Origin of the sequence: Marinobacter oulmenensis (genome assembly GCF_014201735.1) — a bacterium.
Lineage (GTDB): Bacteria > Pseudomonadota > Gammaproteobacteria > Pseudomonadales > Oleiphilaceae > Marinobacter > Marinobacter oulmenensis.
Genome location: NZ_JACHFE010000002.1, coordinates 607,208 through 625,569, shown reverse-complemented (window position 1 = coordinate 625,569; position 18,362 = coordinate 607,208). Strand labels below are relative to the sequence as shown.

The 18,362-nt window shown below is 57.7% G+C and carries 17 protein-coding genes and 1 tRNA gene; 14 read left to right on the top strand and 4 right to left on the bottom strand.

Annotated elements, in window-relative coordinates:
* Window positions 1-9: 9 nt before the first annotated feature.
* From HNR38_RS06085 to HNR38_RS06070, 4 genes are all read left to right on the top strand, one after another.
* Entirely contained in the window at window positions 10-1,086 is a 1,077-nt protein-coding gene (locus tag HNR38_RS06085; protein ID WP_183700783.1) for an AI-2E family transporter, read from the top strand.
* A 68-nt stretch (window positions 1,087-1,154) separates the two neighbouring features.
* A complete protein-coding gene (locus HNR38_RS06080) occupies window positions 1,155-2,723 on the top strand; it encodes a hypothetical protein (RefSeq protein ID WP_183700780.1) in 1,569 nt (522 codons plus the stop codon).
* 86 nt (window positions 2,724-2,809) lie between these two features.
* Window positions 2,810-3,952 (top strand): hypothetical protein, encoded by a 1,143-nt coding sequence (locus HNR38_RS06075; RefSeq protein ID WP_183700778.1) that lies wholly within the window; start codon window positions 2,810-2,812, stop codon window positions 3,950-3,952.
* A gap of 2 nt (window positions 3,953-3,954) precedes the next feature.
* Window positions 3,955-5,232: a beta propeller repeat protein gene (locus HNR38_RS06070; protein ID WP_183700776.1), complete on the top strand. Its 1,278-nt coding sequence runs from the start codon at window positions 3,955-3,957 to the stop codon at window positions 5,230-5,232.
* 98 nt (window positions 5,233-5,330) lie between these two features.
* On the opposite strand, the gene HNR38_RS06065 is transcribed toward HNR38_RS06070, so the two are convergent.
* Window positions 5,331-5,798, bottom strand: coding sequence for a peroxiredoxin (locus HNR38_RS06065; RefSeq protein ID WP_183700774.1), 468 nt, complete (start codon window positions 5,796-5,798; stop codon window positions 5,331-5,333).
* Window positions 5,799-5,872: 74 nt separating this feature from the next.
* On the opposite strand from HNR38_RS06065, the gene dapA reads away from it, so the two are divergent.
* The 4 genes from dapA to HNR38_RS06045 are packed head-to-tail and all read left to right on the top strand — an operon-like array spanning window position 5,873 to window position 9,683.
* Window positions 5,873-6,751, top strand: a complete 879-nt coding sequence (gene dapA / locus HNR38_RS06060) for a 4-hydroxy-tetrahydrodipicolinate synthase (protein WP_183700772.1) — start codon at window positions 5,873-5,875, stop codon at window positions 6,749-6,751.
* Window positions 6,752-6,786: 35 nt separating this feature from the next.
* Window positions 6,787-7,881 carry an outer membrane protein assembly factor BamC gene (gene bamC, locus HNR38_RS06055; protein ID WP_183700770.1) on the top strand — a complete coding sequence of 365 codons (1,095 nt, stop codon included), beginning with the start codon at window positions 6,787-6,789 and terminating at the stop codon, window positions 7,879-7,881.
* 40 nt (window positions 7,882-7,921) lie between these two features.
* On the top strand, window positions 7,922-8,635 hold the full coding sequence (gene purC / locus HNR38_RS06050; protein ID WP_183700768.1) for a phosphoribosylaminoimidazolesuccinocarboxamide synthase: 714 nt from the start codon (window positions 7,922-7,924) through the stop codon (window positions 8,633-8,635).
* A gap of 40 nt (window positions 8,636-8,675) precedes the next feature.
* Complete coding sequence (locus HNR38_RS06045; RefSeq protein ID WP_183700766.1) at window positions 8,676-9,683, top strand: NAD-dependent epimerase/dehydratase family protein; 1,008 nt, start codon at window positions 8,676-8,678, stop codon at window positions 9,681-9,683.
* 15 nt (window positions 9,684-9,698) lie between these two features.
* On the opposite strand, the gene HNR38_RS06040 is transcribed toward HNR38_RS06045, so the two are convergent.
* Entirely contained in the window at window positions 9,699-10,502 is an 804-nt protein-coding gene (locus tag HNR38_RS06040) for a pseudouridine synthase family protein (protein WP_183700764.1), read from the bottom strand.
* 76 nt (window positions 10,503-10,578) lie between these two features.
* On the opposite strand from HNR38_RS06040, the gene HNR38_RS06035 reads away from it, so the two are divergent.
* The 3 genes from HNR38_RS06035 (at window position 10,579) to HNR38_RS06025 (ending at window position 13,428) form a co-directional block, all read left to right on the top strand.
* Entirely contained in the window at window positions 10,579-10,752 is a 174-nt protein-coding gene (locus HNR38_RS06035; protein ID WP_183700762.1) for a DUF2897 family protein, read from the top strand.
* On the top strand, window positions 10,742-11,530 hold the full coding sequence (locus tag HNR38_RS06030) for a fructosamine kinase family protein (RefSeq protein WP_246362414.1): 789 nt from the start codon (window positions 10,742-10,744) through the stop codon (window positions 11,528-11,530). Before HNR38_RS06035 ends, HNR38_RS06030 begins: the two co-directional genes overlap by 11 nt.
* Before the next feature lie 152 nt (window positions 11,531-11,682).
* On the top strand, window positions 11,683-13,428 hold the full coding sequence (locus tag HNR38_RS06025) for a diguanylate cyclase (RefSeq protein WP_183700760.1): 1,746 nt from the start codon (window positions 11,683-11,685) through the stop codon (window positions 13,426-13,428).
* Between the two features lie 95 nt (window positions 13,429-13,523).
* On the opposite strand, the gene HNR38_RS06020 is transcribed toward HNR38_RS06025, so the two are convergent.
* Window positions 13,524-13,600 (bottom strand) — tRNA-Val (locus HNR38_RS06020).
* Window positions 13,601-13,763: 163 nt separating this feature from the next.
* Between HNR38_RS06020 and HNR38_RS06015 the strand changes: the two genes are divergently transcribed.
* Window positions 13,764-14,180 (top strand): helix-turn-helix domain-containing protein, encoded by a 417-nt coding sequence (locus tag HNR38_RS06015; protein ID WP_183700758.1) that lies wholly within the window; start codon window positions 13,764-13,766, stop codon window positions 14,178-14,180.
* Here the strand turns inward: HNR38_RS06015 and galU are convergent, their stop codons facing one another.
* Window positions 14,181-15,020, bottom strand: a complete 840-nt coding sequence (gene galU, locus HNR38_RS06010) for a UTP--glucose-1-phosphate uridylyltransferase GalU (protein ID WP_183700756.1) — start codon at window positions 15,018-15,020, stop codon at window positions 14,181-14,183. It lies immediately after the preceding gene.
* A gap of 546 nt (window positions 15,021-15,566) precedes the next feature.
* Between galU and HNR38_RS06005 the strand changes: the two genes are divergently transcribed.
* Complete coding sequence (locus HNR38_RS06005) at window positions 15,567-16,496, top strand: ShlB/FhaC/HecB family hemolysin secretion/activation protein (RefSeq protein WP_183700754.1); 930 nt, start codon at window positions 15,567-15,569, stop codon at window positions 16,494-16,496.
* Between the two features lie 140 nt (window positions 16,497-16,636).
* Window positions 16,637-18,190, top strand: coding sequence for an OpgD/OpgG family glucan biosynthesis protein (locus HNR38_RS06000; RefSeq protein WP_183700751.1), 1,554 nt, complete (start codon window positions 16,637-16,639; stop codon window positions 18,188-18,190).
* Window positions 18,191-18,362 lie beyond the last annotated feature (172 nt).

Below are 18,362 nucleotides of genomic sequence, written 5' to 3'. Positions count from 1 at the left end.
GAGTCTTACATGGTCAGAATCTTACGCGGACTTGCGCATAAATACTTTTCCGACGAGGAAGCGGTCATCCTGTTCCTGCTTCTGGTGGCGGGGACTGTCTTCATTATCTGGTTCGGCGCCATGCTGGCCCCGGCCATCGCGTCGTTGATTATTGCTTTTATCCTGCAGGGGCTGGTTGCCAAGCTTAACCGGCTGGGGATCCCCGAACTCCTGGCCATCATTGGTGTGTTTGTGGTCTTTCTGGGCGGGCTGATCGGTTTCCTGTTCGGTCTGCTGCCATTGATCTGGACCCAGGTCAGCAACCTGGCGGCTGAGGCTCCCCGCATTATCGGTGAGTTGCAGACCTATCTCGAACTGCTTCCCCAGCGTTACCCGCAACTGGTGTCGGTGGAGGCCGTTAACTCGGTGTATCAGGAAATATCCACCGAGGCCGGGCGTCTGACCCAGTGGCTGGTGTCTTTCTCCCTGTCCAGTATTCCGGATGTGGTGGCACTGCTGATTTACATTGTGCTGGTGCCGATTCTGGTGTTCTTTTTCCTGAAAGACCGGCGGGTACTGGTCAATTCCATCGCCCGGCTGCTGCCGCCCCAGCGGCCGATGATGGTGCGCATCTGGCACGAAGTGAATCTGCAGTGCGCGAACTACGTTCGTGGCAAGGCGCTGGAAATCGTCATTGTCGGCGGCGTTACCTACCTGGCCTTCAAGGTGCTGGGCATGCCCTACGCGGCGCTGTTGTCTCTGCTGGTGGGGCTGAGCGTGGTGATTCCCTATATCGGTGCGGCCGTGGTCACCATCCCGGTGGCCATGATTGGCCTGTTTGCCTTCGGCTGGGGCAGCCAGTTTATCTGGGTAATGGTGGCCTATGGCGTGATTCAGGCGCTGGATGGTAACGTTCTGGTGCCCATTCTGTTTTCCGAGGTGAACAATCTGCACCCGGTGGCGATTATCGTGGCGGTGCTCTTTTTCGGCGGCATTTGGGGTCTGTGGGGTGTGTTTTTCGCCATTCCGCTGGCCACCATGCTCAAGGCGGTGTTTGCCGCCTGGCCGGTGAAGGAAACAGTGCCACCACCGACCATTGAAGAATGAGGGGGTGCCCGGAGCGTTATAGGGTTTAGAGGCGGAGTTCCAGGGACAGGCTTGATGGATGTAAAAGGATGAGTTCGCCGGATATCTTGTATTACCACCATGATCGTGTCGATCTGCGTGGCGTGGCTTGGCTGGTCGCTATGGTCGGTCTGGCCGTGTTGGCGATCGCTCTACCGATTATCCACAAACACACCTCAGAGCCGGCCACGTTGACCATCGGCGTGATCGCCGTGGCCATCTGGCTCACGGTACTGGCGGTATTCGGCTGGCATATCCGTCGTGCACGGGGGCGTGCAGACACGATAACAATCGATGGTTCGGGGTTTGTTTCCCATCTGTTCGGGCGTGTCGATTTTGCCGATATTGAAAGCCATGCCGTTGACTGGGATGTCGGGCTCTTGCGCTGGGAGCGCAGTGCGCCGTCGTTACGGTTGACGCTGGCCGACCAGCGGCGTCTCTGTTTCCATCTGGATGCACGCCACTATTGCGAGGACCTTCTGGATTACGTGGCGTTTGTCGATACGGTGCGCGCACGAATTCAGGCGTTGTCGGACGAGGCTTCTCCAGCCCCTTCGGTGCTTGGCTGTGCAGGTGTGTTCGCCGATTCGCCGGCGGCTCGTCAGCAAGTTGCCAAGGCCGCAACCAGCACAGGTGATACGGCAACACGCGCCGATGTGAGCCAGGAGCCGGCGCCGCAGGCCACGTCCAACGACACTGTTTCGCACCGCCCTGACAGGGCCAGCGATGATCAAACGACGGCGCGCGATGATGCCCGGGGCGCGACGGCCGGTCTTATGAGTCGGGCCAACCAGCAGGCTGAACGCCAGTTCAGGCACCAGATGACGCGCCATAGCAAATGGGCTGCGTTGGCCATGATGCTGCTGCCGCTGACATACGCGATCCGCTCTTGCGACATGAACGGGCTCAGGTCCGGCCCGTTGGACGATGTCGCCGAGCGCGCTCCCGCGGCCCTCGAACAAAGCCGAAGTCTTCTTCAGAGTGCGGTCGCTGAAAAGGGCCCTGTCTATTTATGGAGTAACACCCAGGACGGGGCGGTCAAGCCCGTTCTGGTGCCGAATATCAAGATTCATGGTATTGGCATTGATTCGCTGGATACCATGAACACGGCCGGCAAAGTCCTGGACTTCATCATCAATGATGAGGCCGAAGGTTATCGGATGGGCATCCAGCATGATGCGGCCCTGTCGGTATCCCGCTATTCGAAGATTTCCCTGCGCCCGGTGCAAGGCGAGCAGACCTTGTTCTTTTTCCTGTTGCCGCCCAGGGGCGTGGATGCCGAAAGCCGCACCGGTCGGGCCCTGCCGGATATCAGTTGGCGTGTAAGCTATCGCAACGTCGACGACATCCCGGAACAGATCGACCTGGCCAATCAGCGTCTCCCAATGACGCTGATTGCACGTTGGAGTCAGATGACGCCCGCGCCCCGGCTAATGGTTATGGCCTCCCGTTATCACGGCATGACCGACGCCGCCTTCGATGCGGCGGTGACGCAGGTAAAAGCCGACTTCGAGCGTCGCGGCATTGATACCTCGAACTTTGAAACACGTCGGTTCGATACGGGCACGGTGCGACAGCCCGATGACGATTCCACACTTCGCTCAACAGAGGGTCCGTAATGGCAACCTGTGATTCCACACAGCCGGTTCCTCAGCGTACAGGGGCGATCTTCTTTGTACGCGTGGCCTGTCAGGATCTCAAGCGCATGGCGATCAATGACGGCATGACGGTTTACCGGCTCATCACCGACGGCGGGGTGTTTTTCTTCGATGCGAAACAGTTCGACGTGGAAAGCCTGCAACGCCAGCTACATCACGGCGATACGGTGCTCATCGGCGCGCATCGCCTGCGCGATGGCAGCGCCTGGCTGCACTGGATCAGCGATGCTGATAACAGGGTCTGGGCCGCTGAGCCGGTACGGCGGCGCTGGCTGCCCTCGTTTGCGCTCGCACTATGCTGGGTGCCGATCGCCATCGCGCTGATGTTACCCGGCACTGTTAATCTGGGCTGGAGCTTACTGAGGATCCTGCTGTTCGCGAGTGCCGCGGGCACATTGGGGTGGTCTTTGTATCGGCTGCTGCTGGAATGCCACCCCGGGCGACGCCGGCTGTGGGCCGCGCTGGATGGGCTTCGTAATGGCCGGCAGCCAGCCTTGTCTGCACCCCCGTCCTATGCGAGCGCCCCCGATCTGGCCCTGGCCGACGGTGTATACGATGGCATGGGACTGCTCCAGGGGCCGTTGAGCTATGTTGGCGTGGTGTCGCGCACCTACGGCAGTGGGCGCCACAGCTTTACCATGGACGAATACCAGTTGCGCTGTTCGGGCGAAACCTTCCACTTGCGCGCCGGGGCCTGGGACTGGCTCCGGATGATCGACCCGGTTCTGATCCGCCGGCAGCCGGTGTTCCTGGCTGAAGGTGACCGTGTCGTCCTGCTCACCTCTATGTGCGATGGCGAGGTGCGCGGCCTGCTTAATCATAGTGACGGCAATGCCCATATTGTGTACAAGGGGACACCGCATACGCCGATGGGGCGCCGTATTGTGCTGGGGCTTGCGGCCTTCATCCCGGTGTTCTTCTCGGTCCTGATGCTCAGTTTTGAGGTGTATGGCTGGTATGACCGCGGTGTTGGCCCCGACTACTGGGACTGGATCGGGTTGCTCCAGTTCGGCGGCACGGTGCTACTGATGCTGATGCTGCTCATTGGGGGTGTGGCCCTGATCGGCGAACGTTTCCATCATGGCTATTATCGAAAACGCGCCCACCCACCCATCGAAAGGATTCTGGGTATCGCGTTTCAGTGGCGGTTACGTCAGCGCCGAAGTCCAACGGTTAATGAGATGTTCTGACCATGGTCCCTGTATGGATACGGCCGTGGGTGCTCACGGCATTGCTCTGTTACGCGGTATTTGGCTTCTACTGGTACCTGTTTGTTGGCTATGCCGATGGCTGGCACAACCAGCCGAAACAGCATCTGGCCACGAAGCTGGCCGAGCCGGTGGACTGGAGCGAGCTGAAGACCGCGGCGGCGGGCGAAGATGTGTTGCTGAGCGTCGCCTCGACCGGCCGGGACGGAGAGGTCGAAGCCTGTACGCGTGAGGGTCGCTGTCCCGATGCCTGCCAGGCCGGTGGGCGCGTGGCGACAGGCGATGCGCGCCCGGTGCTCAACTGCCTGTTATCCACTCCTGAAGCCGATCCGAGCGATCCCGAGCAACAGGTTGAGCGCATGTTACGGCAGCGGGACCCGCTTGGCCTGAGCTATCTGTTGCGCAGCACTGATGGCCGGTTGGCCGTCGTCGCTCGCCTGCAGGGCGACGTCAAGAACCTGCAGTGCGGGCCGAATGGCGTGTGCTACCTCATTGCCGAACTGCCGGGTATCGCGAACCGGACGGTTTTCGTTTCAAACGATTTCGGCCATCACTGGCGTGTCGCCGCCCGGAACGTACTTGAAAAAGCCTATGTACCGAAAATCATCGGTATTGACGATCAGCGAGTCTGGGTCGATGGCTTCCAGACTATCTACCTGTCGGAAGACAGAGGCCAGCACTGGCGCATACTCGCGACCGACGACCGGCTGCGCGAATACGATGCCAGCGTGGTCGGCAAGGAGTCACACAGCGACCGCACGAGTGATCGCTTTCGGTGGCATCTGGATGATGCCGGCCAGCTTTATGCCTTCACCGGTGACCGTTACAGCACAGTTTCGGGGGTGGGTATCTACCGGCTCAATGCCCGCACTGGCGAGATCCTCTCCGCCGCCCGCCGCGACGGCAGCCTGACCAGGATCGAAAACGGCCCCGGCGGCCAGCTCTTTGGCCTCTACCGGAGTCCCGAACCCACTCGCCATACCCTGTATCGCCTGCATCAGGGGCAGTGGTCGCCGGTGCTTACGGCCGGTAATGCCCGACTGGGTAGCCTGTACGCCAGCGAGAACGCGCTCATCGTCGAAAAAGGCCGTGGCGATGGTCGCCATATGCTGCTCAGCCGCGATGGCGGCGAACACTGGCAAGCGATGGACGATATCTATATCGAAGGGCGTATGAGCATTGACCCGGCGGGCGTTGGCTGGCTACGCATGGGCTACCGCAATAGCGAGGGGTATTACGGTTATCGCTGGGTGCGGCCGTAGGCAGCAGGCGAGGCCTCATACCAGACCACTATCGTGATTTCCGGCACGGGTGCGCATCGCCTGTTTCTGCTTGCAGCTTTGCTGGTATGAGAGCGGGCCTAGAGCCCCCGCACGGCCTCCAGCACTTCGTCGGCATGGCCCTTGACCTTGACGCCGCGCCATTCCTGACGGAGAACGCCCCCGGCATCAAACAGGAAGGTGCTGCGCTCGATGCCCATGTGTTCCTTGCCATAAAGCTTCTTGGGCTTGATGACGTCGAACAGTTTGCACAGGGCTTCGTCCCGGTCAGAAATCAGGTGGAACGGAAAGTTCTGCTTGGCCCGGAAGTTTTCATGGGCTTTCAGGCCATCGCGGGACACGCCGAGGATGACAGTGTCCAGTTCCTCGAACTGTTCCATGCGGTCGCGGAAGTCCTGTCCTTCAGTTGTGCAGCCCGGAGTATTGTCTTTCGGGTAGAAATAGATGACGATGTTTTTCCCCCGCAGGTCCGCTGGCCGGATGGTCTGATCACCGGTTGCCGGAGCCTCGAAATCGGGAATGGGCTGGTTCAATGCTACGGATGACATGACATCTCCTTCAGTACTCTTGTGTCAGTTCAGGCCCAACATTACCATATCGGTTTTATTCGGACGGAGCTTTTATGATTACGGGTAGCCTTGTCGCACTGGTCACGCCCATGCACCCCAATGGTGACATTCACTGGGAGCATCTGGATAAACTGGTCGATTTCCATATTGAGAACGGCACCAATGGTATCGTGGCGGTTGGCACCACCGGTGAATCCGCGACGCTGGACCCGGATGAGCATATCCGGACCATTGGTCATATTATCGATCGCGTTGCCGGCCGGATTCCCGTAATCGCCGGCACTGGCGGTAACAGTACCCGGGAGGCCATCGAGCTGACCAGCCGTGCCGAAAAGCTGGGTGCCGATGCCTGTCTGCTGGTGGTCCCGTACTACAACAAGCCGACCCAGGAAGGCCTGTACCAGCACTTCAAAGCGATCGCCGAAGCCGTTCCGGGTATGAAACAGATGCTTTATAACGTGCCGGGCCGGACCGCCTGCGACATGCTCAATGAGACCGTTCTGCGCCTGGCAGACATCCCCAATATCGTGGGTATCAAGGATGCCACCGGTAATATCCCCCGGGGGGCGGAACTGATTGAGGCGCTGGATGGTCGGCTGGCCGTGTATTCCGGTGACGATGCTACGGCCGCAGACCTGATGCTGGCAGGCGGCAAAGGTAACGTCTCGGTCACCGCCAATGTAGCCCCCCGTGGCATGGCCGATCTGTGCGCCGCAGCGATCGCCGGTAATGAGGAAGAGACCCAGCGACTGAACGAGCTCCTGATGCCTCTCAACCGCAAGCTTTTCCTTGAAGCCAACCCAATCCCTGTGAAGTGGGCTCTGCAACGGATGGGCATGATCGGTGAGGGCATCCGTCTGCCGCTGACCCAGCTCAGTGAAAAGTTCCACGGTGAGGTGGAAGAAGCACTCAAGGCCTCAGGTGTTCTCTGAGGCCGCAGTAACCACCCCTTAACCGGAGTAACTCGATGCAGGTTCTTTCAGGAGCCCGTTCCAAGACATTGTCCGTTTCCCGGCCGCTGGCCGGGATTCTGTTTTTCTCCGCCCTGGCTGGCTGCAGCCTGGTGGAAGACCGTTCCGAACGTTATGTCAGTGCCCCTGAAGGGGAAATGATTGAGGTGCCGGAGGGCGCCGATGCGTCCCGCATCGGGCAGGCCATGCCGATCCGCAATATCAGTACCAGCGACACCCGCCGATACTATCCGTCCGAATTACCAACACCACCGGATATGACCTCGGAGATCCTCGATGAAAACTATGTGATTGAGGAACTGGATGGCCGTGCCTGGCTGCTGGTCAACGAGGTTCCCGGGCAACTCTGGCCCGCAGTCAGTGCCTGGATGAACGAGACCGGACTGGGAGTGGCGGAACAGAGCCCACAGGCCGGTGTTCTGCAAAGTGAACTGGCCAACTTCAGCAAGCGCAGCCGTGATCTTCTGGGGCTTCCGGGGGAACCGAGTGCCGACGAAGACCGTGTTGTGGTCCAGGCCCGTCTGACACCGGGGGTTCGCCGCAAGACGACGGAGATCCGTGTTCGCAAGCTGACGCTGGAAAGTTCTCCCGAGGGGCTTCTGCCCTGGGACGAGCGGGCATCGGTTTCAGATCAGGCGCTGGCGCAGCAGAAAGAGCTGCTGTCGGGCCTGAGTACCTTCCTGCAGGGAAGGGAGAACAGCAAGTCCGTTTCCCGGGCCGCTTCAGACATGATTTCCCGGCCCCAGGTTAGCCTCATGAAGCACAACGACGTACCGCTGGCGATGCGTGTCGAGCTTGGCTACGACCGTGCCTGGGCCGAGTTGAGCCGCTCTCTGGAAGCCTCCGATGTGGCGGTGGTGGACATGAACCGGGAAGAGGGCTGGTTCCGTGTCGATTTCCGCACGGCGGACGAGCGTGGTGGCGGCTGGCTCTCAAGCCTGGGTAGCTCTCCGGAGCTGGTTCATACCCACACCGTTGATGTGAAGGGTGGAGCCGACGCGGTTCTGGTCACCGTGGACCGGAGTGATGACTATACTGGTGATCACAGCTCCGGTGACCTGCTGACCCTGTTGTTTGACGACCTGAACTGATTCTGGGGGCGGCACAGGCCGCCTTCTTCTGGAGACAAGAATGGAAAAGCGCGAAGAATTGTATGCCGGCAAAGCCAAGTCGGTTTACCGGACCGATGATCCCGAGCGGTTTGTTCTGGCGTTCCGGGATGATACCTCCGCCTTCGACGGCGAGAAAGTGGAGCAGCTCGACCGTAAAGGCATGGTGAACAACAAGTTCAATGCCTTCATCATGGAAAAGCTGGAAGCGGCTGGCGTTCCCACCCACTTTGAACAGCTGCTTTCGAACACCGAGTCACTGGTGCGCAAGCTGGACATGATTCCGGTCGAATGCGTGGTCCGTAATGTGTCCGCTGGCAGTCTTTGTCGCCGGCTTGGTGTTGAGGAAGGCCAGGACCTGAACCCGCCGACCTATGAGCTGTTCCTGAAAAACGACCAGCTCCACGATCCGATGGTCAATGAGTCCCTGGCCGTCACCTTCGGCTGGGCCACGGCGGACGAGCTCAATCAGATGAAAACGCTGACCTATAAGGTCAACGATGTACTCAAGGCCCTGTTCGCCGACGCCGGCATGCTGCTGGTGGATTACAAGCTGGAGTTCGGTCGCAGTGGTGGCACCATCGTTCTGGGCGATGAGTTCAGCCCGGATGGTTGCCGGATCTGGGACCGGGATACCCGCAAGAAGATGGACAAGGACCGCTTCCGCCAGGGTCTTGGCAGCGTCATCGAAACCTACGAGGAAGTGGGGCGGCGCCTGGGCATCGACTTCGACTGATGCCGGGCAGGCGTCACCTGACCTGAAGGGAGAGTAACGGGTGAAAGTTCTGGTAACCGGAACCGCGGGCTTTATCGGCGCGCATCTGGCGCACAGGCTGCTGGATCGTGGCGATCAGGTCATTGGGGTGGATAACGTCAATGACTATTACGATGTGAACCTGAAAGAAGCCCGTCTCGATGGCTTGCGGGGAAAGCCGGGGTTTACCGAAATCCGCCAGGATGTAGCTGACCGTGAGGCCATGGCGGAACTCTTCAGGGCTGAACAGCCGGAGCGGGTGGTGCACCTGGCCGCCCAGGCCGGCGTTCGCTATTCCATCGAAAATCCGAACGCCTACGTGGACGCCAATCTGGTCGGTTTCATGAACATTCTGGAGGGCTGTCGCCACAACGATGTGCAGCATCTGGTGTATGCCTCCAGCAGTTCGGTCTACGGTGCCAACGAGACCATGCCGTTCTCGGTCCACGACAATGTGGACCATCCCCTGAGCCTTTATGCCGCCTCGAAAAAGGCCAATGAGCTGATGGCCCATACCTATAGCCATCTCTACAACCTGCCGACTACCGGCCTGCGCTTTTTTACGGTGTACGGCCCCTGGGGCCGGCCCGACATGGCGCCTTTTATCTTTACCCGCAAGATTCTGGCTGGCGAAACCATTGATGTGTTCAATCATGGCCATCACCAGCGTGACTTCACCTACATTGACGATATTGTTGAAGGGGTTGTTCTCAGTCTTGATCAGGTGGCCACGCCCAATCCGGACTGGCAGGGGCTTGAGCCGGACCCGGGCAGCAGTCGGGCCCCGTATCGGCTTTACAATATTGGCAGCAACAACCCGGTGGAATTGTCTCGATTCATCGAAATCATCGAATCCTGCGTGGGTAAAAAAGCCGACAGGAATCTTTTGCCCATGCAACCTGGCGATGTCCTGGCGACCTACGCCGACGTGAAGGATCTGACCAGAGATGTCGGTTATAGGTCGCAGACCTCCATTGAGGAGGGGATGGCCCGGTTTATCGACTGGTATCGCGGGTTCTACAACGTCTAGCGTTGCCCACCCGGCTCAGGTTGCTGCCGGCTCTTCTCCGAACGCTTGTTGCCGGTTCGTCAAAGGGCAGTGAAACGCCAGGTAAACCGCCTCCAGCCTCAGCCCGTCCGGGTGTGACTCGCCGTAAAGGCGGTCCCCCACAATGGGATGACCGATGCCGGCCAGATGCCGCCGGATCTGGTGCTTGCGCCCGGTCTCGATGATGACTTGCACCCTGCTGGTTCCGCCGTCGGGATCCGTTTTGAGGGTGGATACCCGCGATACCGCGGTTTTGCCATCCAGGGGTGTTTCAATCAGCCGGTCCTGGCAAATCAGTTCTCCTTCCACGCTTGCCTGATACACCTTGGTGACCGTTCGCCCTGAAAACAGTTGCGAAAGAGCTGCTGCCGCCTTGCCGTCATGGGCAATCAGCATCAGTCCCGCAGCGTCCGCATCCAGCCGGTGCACCAGAAAGCTGGGCGTCGCCAGGATGGTTTCCACCAGTCGTAACAGGCTGCAGTGATCGCCCCATTGTGAGCCCTGGGACAGCAGGCCGTGAGGTTTGTGCCAGACGCTGTAACGGCCGGTATTCTCCACCAGGCGAGGCTGCTCGGGATGCCTTGCCAGCACCTGGTCATCATAGAACAGCTGGATATGTGTGCCTGGTTTCAGAAGACGCTTGGCTTTGCGAAGACGGACCGTTTTGCCTTTCACCTGCCACCAGCAGGCACCCTTGGCCATCGCATCCTTTATTTTCTGCTTTGACAGACCGGAGATGTCCGCAAGGGCATCGACGGCTGTGGTGGGAGAGTCGACGGTGGTTTCAAACGTAGCGCGCATAGCCTGGGCTGCTCTGGTTTCCGGGATCAGTCGGGGGCATGTAAACTCATCATTATATATCAAACGGAGTGTGCTCATGCCCCTGATCGGATGGCTGATTCTACTGGCCGCTTTTGCGCTTGTCCTTGGAAGCCTGCTGTTTCTGAAAGACAGCGCCAATATGAAGATTCCCGAGCATCGTCTGGAAAAAATTCGGAAGCGCAAAGCGGAACTGGATGAGCAGGAAAAGCAGAACGGAGATGACTGGTAGTTTTATGGATACGTTCAGCAAAACCAATGAGTCGGGCTTTGCGGATGCCCTGACCTGCGAGGCTCGGGGCCTGGATCTTCTCCGGGAGGCAGTGCAGGCCAGTGGTACCGCCGGTGTTGCCATACCGGAGGTCCTGTCTGTGGATGAAAAGACTCTGGTGATTCCACGCATCTTTGGCAGGCCGGCCACCGCGGACCTGATGGCGGGTCTCGGGGAAGGGCTGGCCGGGATTCATCAGCAACAGGCAACGCGTTACGGTCTGGATCATGACAACTACATCGGGCTTGCGCGCCAGAAGAACACCTGGTCCGACGACTGGGGGCAGTTCTTTCTGGATTACCGGTTGGGCTACCAGGTGGGGCTTATCCGTAACAGTCAGGTGAGGGCAGAGTTTGAACAGGTGTTGTCACGCAATGCGGTGGCGCTGGTTGCCTTTCTCAACCGTCATTGCGACAGGCCGAGCCTGATTCATGGAGATCTCTGGTCGGGGAATGCTCTGTTTGACCGTGAACGGGCCTGGCTCATCGACCCGGCTGTTTACTATGGGGACCGGGAGGCCGATCTGGCGATGACCGAGTTTTTCGGTGGCTTCGAGCCCGCATTCTATCAGGCCTATGACCGGGTCTGGCCCCGGACGATGGCGTACCCCGCTAAACGTAGCATCTACAACCTGTATCATGCCCTGAATCACTACAATCTTTTTGGCAGTGGATATCTTGGCGCCTGCCGGCAACTGCTGCTAGATTTCGAAACTTGCCTGACTTCATCCGAGCGCTGATATTGGCCCTTCCTTATGTGGAATAACTCGATCAAGGGCCTGACCTGATTCGTGAGAAGGGTGGATATGAGGCGGCTGGAGGGGCTGCTCGCCGTATCTCATGAGGGTTTTCCACTGCCTGCGGGGCAGTCTTGGGAGTAGTAAACAATTTCGTGGCCAGGTTTCTTGTACTGATTATGCTGTTGTGCCTCCCGGCTGCGACGTTTGCCTCGGGGAGCGTCACTATTGGGGCCGGGGCGGTTGATCTTGATGTCTTCCCGATGGCCTATTTCGTCGATGAGTCTGGCAATCTCGATTACGAACAGGTCCGAACCCGGGACTTCATTCCGTCAGACAATGAGTTGGCGCTGGGCACCAGAGCGAAGACAACCTGGTCACGCATTCATCTGGTCAACGAGTCGGGACGCTCCCGGCAGCTTTTTCTCCATCATCCCTATGCCTACCACAATCGAGTCGCCGGGTTCTATCTGGAGCGGGCGGGCGAGTTGATTGATCGTCAGGTGCTGGATCTGGACAGGGATCCGGACAGCAGCCTGATGTATCGTGGGACCGCCATCTATGAATTCGAGTTGCCCGCGGGTGCTTCCCGGACGCTCTATGTAGAAAGTGTGTCCTATTCCCATCAATGGTTCTCGCTGCTGTTGCTGGACAAAGAACATTCGCGGCTTGCCCTGGTGGGCCAGTACAACGACATTGCGCTGCTGGTTGGGGTGTTGCTGGCCCTGATTTTCTACAACGTTCTGTTGTTCTTCGCCGCCAGGCGCAAGGAGAACGTGTTCTACTCGCTCTACCTGGTCTCGGGGCTGCTCTGGATTGCGCTTTCCTACGGTTTTATTGCCAACGTGTTCGAGGCCTACGGGGAGGCTGTGTTTCACCTGCACCTGACCCTGATCACCATGCCCATTTTCCTGATCCTGTTCATGACCTCGATTTTCGAGACCCGCCACCAGTATCCGACCGAACACCGGATACTGACGGTTCTGCTGGCGGTGCTGGTGGCCGACTTTATCTACGGTATTTTCGACATCCAGGGGGCGCTGGAGCCTGCAAGTTCACTGGCCGCGGTGATTATGTTTTTCACCATGTCGGTGGCGATCTCCCTGTTTCGCAAGGGCAATCCGTTTGCTGGCTACTTCATTGTCGGCCATTCGTTTTTCCTGTTGTTCAATGCCATTGCGGTGCTTTACTACAAAGGACTGATCGGATTCAGTTACGTTGCCAGCCACGGGGTGGGTATCGGTATCACGCTGGAAGCACTGATGCTGGCGTTCATTATTGCTCACAGAATCCGGATTCTGGAGCGGATCAAGGCTTCCCAGGCTGAGTTGAGGCGACAGGCCACAACAGACCCGCTGACGCGTCTGTATAACCGGCGGTACTTCATGGATGAAGCGGAACATCTTCGCTCACTGGCGCTGCAGGACCGCGTGCGGCTGTGCGTGCTTGCGATCGATGCGGACCGCTTCAAGACGATCAATGACAGCCATGGCCACCAGGTTGGTGACCGGGTTCTGGTAAAACTGGCGGACCTTTTACGCGCCCAGAGCCGGACGACGGACCTGTTGGCGCGCCTGGGCGGTGAGGAGTTTGTCATCCTGCTCCCCGGCTGTGAGGAAGGCGAGGCTGTTGTTGTTGCAGAAAAGCTCCGCAAAGCCGTCGAGGCGACGGATATTGAAGCAGACAGTGACGTTTCCCTGCGTTTTACGATCAGTGTGGGGGTTGCCAGCCTGACTCACGGTGTCGCTCTGGATGTTCTTCTGCACCGGGCGGATCAGGCGCTGTACCAGGCCAAACGCAGTGGGCGTAATCGGGTGAGTGTCTATTCCATAGAGGCGAGCGATGACGGCGAGCTGGTAAGAGCCGGGCAGGGCATGGTGGCCCGGGAGGAGGGCAACTGAGCCGGGGCGGTGTTCTGTGTTCCAGACAAGGGGCCCAGAAACAAAAAAAGCCAGCATTTACGGAACCCGTAACTTGCTGACTTTCCTGGCAGGATTGGTAGGACCACCCAGATTCGAACTGGGGACCTCTACCATGTCAAGGTAGCGCTCTAACCAACTGAGCTATGGTCCTGTGCCCTGCAACGGAGACGAAATATACGGATTTCGCGGGGGTGGGTCAACCTCTTTGGATGGAAAATTTTGCCCGGCCTGGGCGATTGTTTTCAGAGCTGTTTGTACGCTACATTCCCGGAGTGCATCCACCTTCTCCATTACCTGTTCAGGGATATCCGAGCATGCGCTATCTGCAGTCATTTAACCGCCGGTTGCGTCGTATCCGGGAAGCCGGCCACTGGTCCCTGACGGATATTGCTGACATGTGTGATGTGAATGAGGCAGAGGTGCGTTGTTGGGAAGCGATGGATGCCCGAAAGCGGCGTTATCCAGGGGTCGGTGAATTGCTGGACCTTTGCCTGAAAACAGAAACGCCGCTGGAAGATTTGCTCGACATGGACGAAGGGGCTGACAGTGGCCAGTTGGAGTTGCCGGGGCTGGCGTTCAGTAATGGCGATGACCTGTCGGCGGCCCTCAGACAGCTGGAGCAGGAAATCAGCCGAGTTCAGCTGTCTGAAGACGAAATGGAACTGCTGCGCCGGTTTCGTAAAAGCGATAACGATAACCGGCGCATGGTGATGCAGTTGCTGTCCCGCTAATCACGCCTTGCCTTTCTTGTAGACGTTCTCGTAGACATGGTTGGTGGCTTCGACAAAGCCGTCAATGCTGCCGCAGTCAAAACGCCGGCCCTTGAACTGGTAGGCCAGTACACAACCATTCTGGGCCTGTTCGAGCAGGGCGTCGGTGATCTGTACCTCGCCATTCTTGCCGGGCTTGGTTCGTTCAATGATGTCGAAAATATCCGGCGTCAGAATGTAGCGGCCGATGATAGCCAGGTTGCTCGGAGCATCCTCCGGGGCGGGCTTTTCCACCATGTCAGTAATCCGATAGAGGCCATCCTTCATAGCCTCGCCAGCGATTACGCCGTATTTGTGGGTCTCATCCGCCGGCACCTCCTCGATGGCGACGATGGAACAGCGGAACTGGTTGTACAGCCTGACCATCTGCGCCAGAACGCCGTCCCCGTCTTCCGGGCCCAGACAGAAGTCATCGGCAAGTACAACGGCAAACGGATTGTCGCCCACCAGGTTGCGCCCGGTCAGGATGGCATGCCCGAGGCCTTTCATTTCGTTCTGGCGGGTAAAGGCAAAGCTGTTGTTGTTGATCAGGTCCCGGATGGACGCGAGCAGATCTTCCTTACCGGTGCCGGCGATCTGATGTTCCAGCTCAAAGCTGATATCGAAATGATCCTCAATGGCACGTTTGCCACGACCAGTCACAAAACCGAATTCATGGACGCCAGCCTCGGCAGCTTCTTCTACGCCGTACTGCACGAGTGGCTTGTTGACAATCGGCAGGATCTCTTTGGGCATGGCTTTGGTGGCTGGAAGGAAGCGGGTGCCGTAGCCAGCAACGGGGAACAGGCATTTCTTGATCATGTCTTTCATCCTTAACGGTCAGGGTCCTAAGCGTAGCCGCTGCCTGCTTTTGATCAGCGGCATACTCAATGCCATTAGGCAGCACTCACAAATTGTGCCGAGTTTACCCAAGTTGTATTGATTAATGCACGGAGGTGCAATGATTGTAAGAAATGACAGGCCTGAAAGTTACATAATCTTAGGAAAGTAACCGGAAACAATTGATGTTATTTCTTGATATGTAGGTTTAACCGTCAGATTTTACGTAACATTAAAATTGTAAGTGTTGGCAAAAGGCTATGGCTTGTGGAGCCTGTATTTTTTAAAGTTCGTTAACTTATCGATTTTTCCAAGGGTTCCGGCTTGAAATTCTTTATTTTCATTGCCCTGTTCTGGTGCGTGCCAGTTGGCTCCGGGTACGCAATGGGGCAGGTTTCTCCCACAATAAATGAGCTTACCCGGTATTCACAGGATCTTGTGAAATATGCCGCCCGGTATCTTTCAAGTCACCTGGAGTTTTCGGACCATTCTACGGAGGCGAGGGATGAAACGGCTGTTCGCTTCACGATGTCTGAAGCTCACGACGTTGCCGTAAACTATCAGGACTCTGCCTCCCGTCGCCAGGAAGATGAGTCCAAGAGCCTGGAGCTGGATTACTCGTTAGCTATGGCAGGGGGGCGGTTTCACCTTTCCCTGGGTGGCAGTGAATACTCCACCGTTGTTCTGGGAGATGAGGATCGCTTTGACACAGAGAGCGATAACCGGACGCTGTCCTTTTCGGGAGCCCGACCGATGGGGGCCTGGCGAGGGATTGATGTGGAGACGGCCTTCCAGTACTCGACCTTTACCAGTCGCAACTACCGTGAGTCTGCGTGGGTCTCCGATACGTCTCATGAGCTGGCAAACTTCGGGGTTTATTGTTCCAGCGAACAGGCGTTGAAGGGCGGCTTTGTCTGGCAGGGCGATCTGGGGGTTCTGGGAGGCATTGAAAATCGCGAGTTCTCGGGCCCTGATGAGGAATCTTTAACGGACACTGAATATTACAAGATCAATCTGGCCGCTTCTTTGCGGCGCTCGGTTTTTGACTGGAATGTCGGGCTGGACGGGCGTTACCAGATTGCTCCGGATGACCTCGCTTCCTCGGAGTATGTGGTGCTAGCCGGGCCGTCGATGATGCAGGGGTTTAACGGCCAGTCGATGTCAGCCAACGAAGGTGGCTGGATACGGATGAAAGCGCGAAGCCCGGCGTACGCGTCACTATTTGGCAATGCCGTTAACTCCTATCTGGTGGTGTCCTTCCTGAAAGGATGGGCTGCATCCGAGGCAACCAGGGATGGCCCGCGGTTTGAAGCGAGCGCCGGAGAAGTTGCACTCCGCTTCCGGGGCAGGCGGTTTTACGCAGATCTGAGTGTCGGGCGTGTCTTGACGGTGTCGGGGGCGGCCCTGCAACGCCCATCCAATCCTGACATCTCACTATCAATGTCGCTTGGCATCTGAGACCGCCGTCAGCCTCATTCGAGGCTGCTTTAGCCGTTTTATTCACGGCACTTCCTTGCCTTGCTGTTACCAAGATGTCACTTGAGGCCTCGCGTACCCCTGATGCTACATTCTTGGAGTGTCCAGCGAGGGGAGTTCACATGAAAAAGTCTGTCCGTTTTGCCGCCACAACGATCCTGCCGGCAGTTTATCTTATAGCGTTGGCTGGCCATGCTCAGGCGTTTGGGTTTGAAAACGTTGTTGAGCGGGCGCAGGCGCTTTCCGATAAAGAGTACGAAGCTCCCCCTCAGGCGCCGGAATTTCTGCAATCGCTTGAATACCCGGAATTTCAGGCGATTCGATTCAAGCCTCAGGCCAGTCTTTGGCGGCAGGGTAAGTCACGGTATCAGGTGATGATGATGCCGCAGGGGCGCTATTACACCCACCGGGTTAATCTGAATGTCCTCGACCAGGAAGGTGTTCACTCTGTTCCATTCGATAAATCGGATTTCGAATACCCCAGCCCCGAAATTGCAAAGCGGATACCGGCTGATCTGGGGTATGCCGGATTCAAGCTCACTTATCCATTGGAGGGTGAGGGTGTTCAGAACCAGTTTCTGGTGTTCGGGGGAGCGAGTTATTTCCGCGGGGTTGGGGCCGGAGAGGGCTTTGGCCTTTCTGCACGAGGTATTGCCGTGGATACCGGGCTTGCGTCAGGCGAAGAGTTTCCCGCTTTCACCGAGTTCTGGTTGGAGCGTCCGGCTGCTGACAGCGAATCAATGGTGCTGTATGGGCTGCTCGATGGCCCAAGTGTCTCCGGCGCCTACAAGTTTGTGATTCATCCGGGCGAGCAAACCCGCATGGATATTACGGCCCGCCTGTTCTTTCGCCAGGATATTGAGCAGGTGGGGTTGGCACCTCTTACCTCAATGTTTTATTACGGCGAGAACACAGCCAGGCCCAGGGGCGAATGGCGTCCACAAGTCCATGATTCCGATGGCCTGTTGATTCATGAAGGCCGTAGCGGCGAGTGGTTGTGGCGCCCGCTGGTGAACCCATCGGCACTTAGCTTGAGCTTTCACGAGGTGGAACAGTTGAACGGCTTCGGGTTGATCCAAAGGGATCGCGAGTTTGGCCAGTTCGAAGATCTGGAAGCGCGTTACGAGCGGCGTCCCAGTGCCTGGGTTGAACCGAAAGCGGATTGGGGCAAAGGCAGTGTCGTTTTAGTGGAGATTCCGTCCGGCTCTGAAACAAATGACAATGTTGTCGCGTTTTGGACACCGGATGAGGCGGTATCGGCGGGTGAAGAGGTTCATTTTGAGTATTCATTGACGTTTGGCGACCCTTCCATCACTTCCCATCCATCCGGGCGTGCTGTCAAAACCTTTGTCGGTCATGGCAACCGGACAGGAGGGGGAACGGAGGAAGGAGCCCTGAGGTTTGTGGTCGATTTCGCGGGCAAGACGCTTGAGGATCTTGATTCCGAAGCCGCGATTGTCAGTCATGTGGATGGCTCCGATGGCCTGGAAGTTATCGAACATTTTGTGGAATACGTTGAACCAGAGAATGTCTGGAGACTCTCGATACTGGCCAAGCCCGCGCCGGATACCGCACCGGTGATAAGAGGGTACCTCGCCCTTGATGGGACTCCGCTCACCGAAACCTGGACGTATCTTGTGGAGGGCTCCACAAAAAGTCTGGTTGATCCCGAGTGATGGTGCAGGGGGAGGGCGTGGAGTATTCGGTATTTGAGCAGTCTGTTTTAAGAGTCTTCAGATACCTGAATGAAGGGGAGGGGGAGCTTTCCCCCTCCCATTATCGGGAGGTGCTGGCACTTGTTGATACCGTTTTGATTGAGTTTGAGGACGGCGGGTTGAATGACAACGA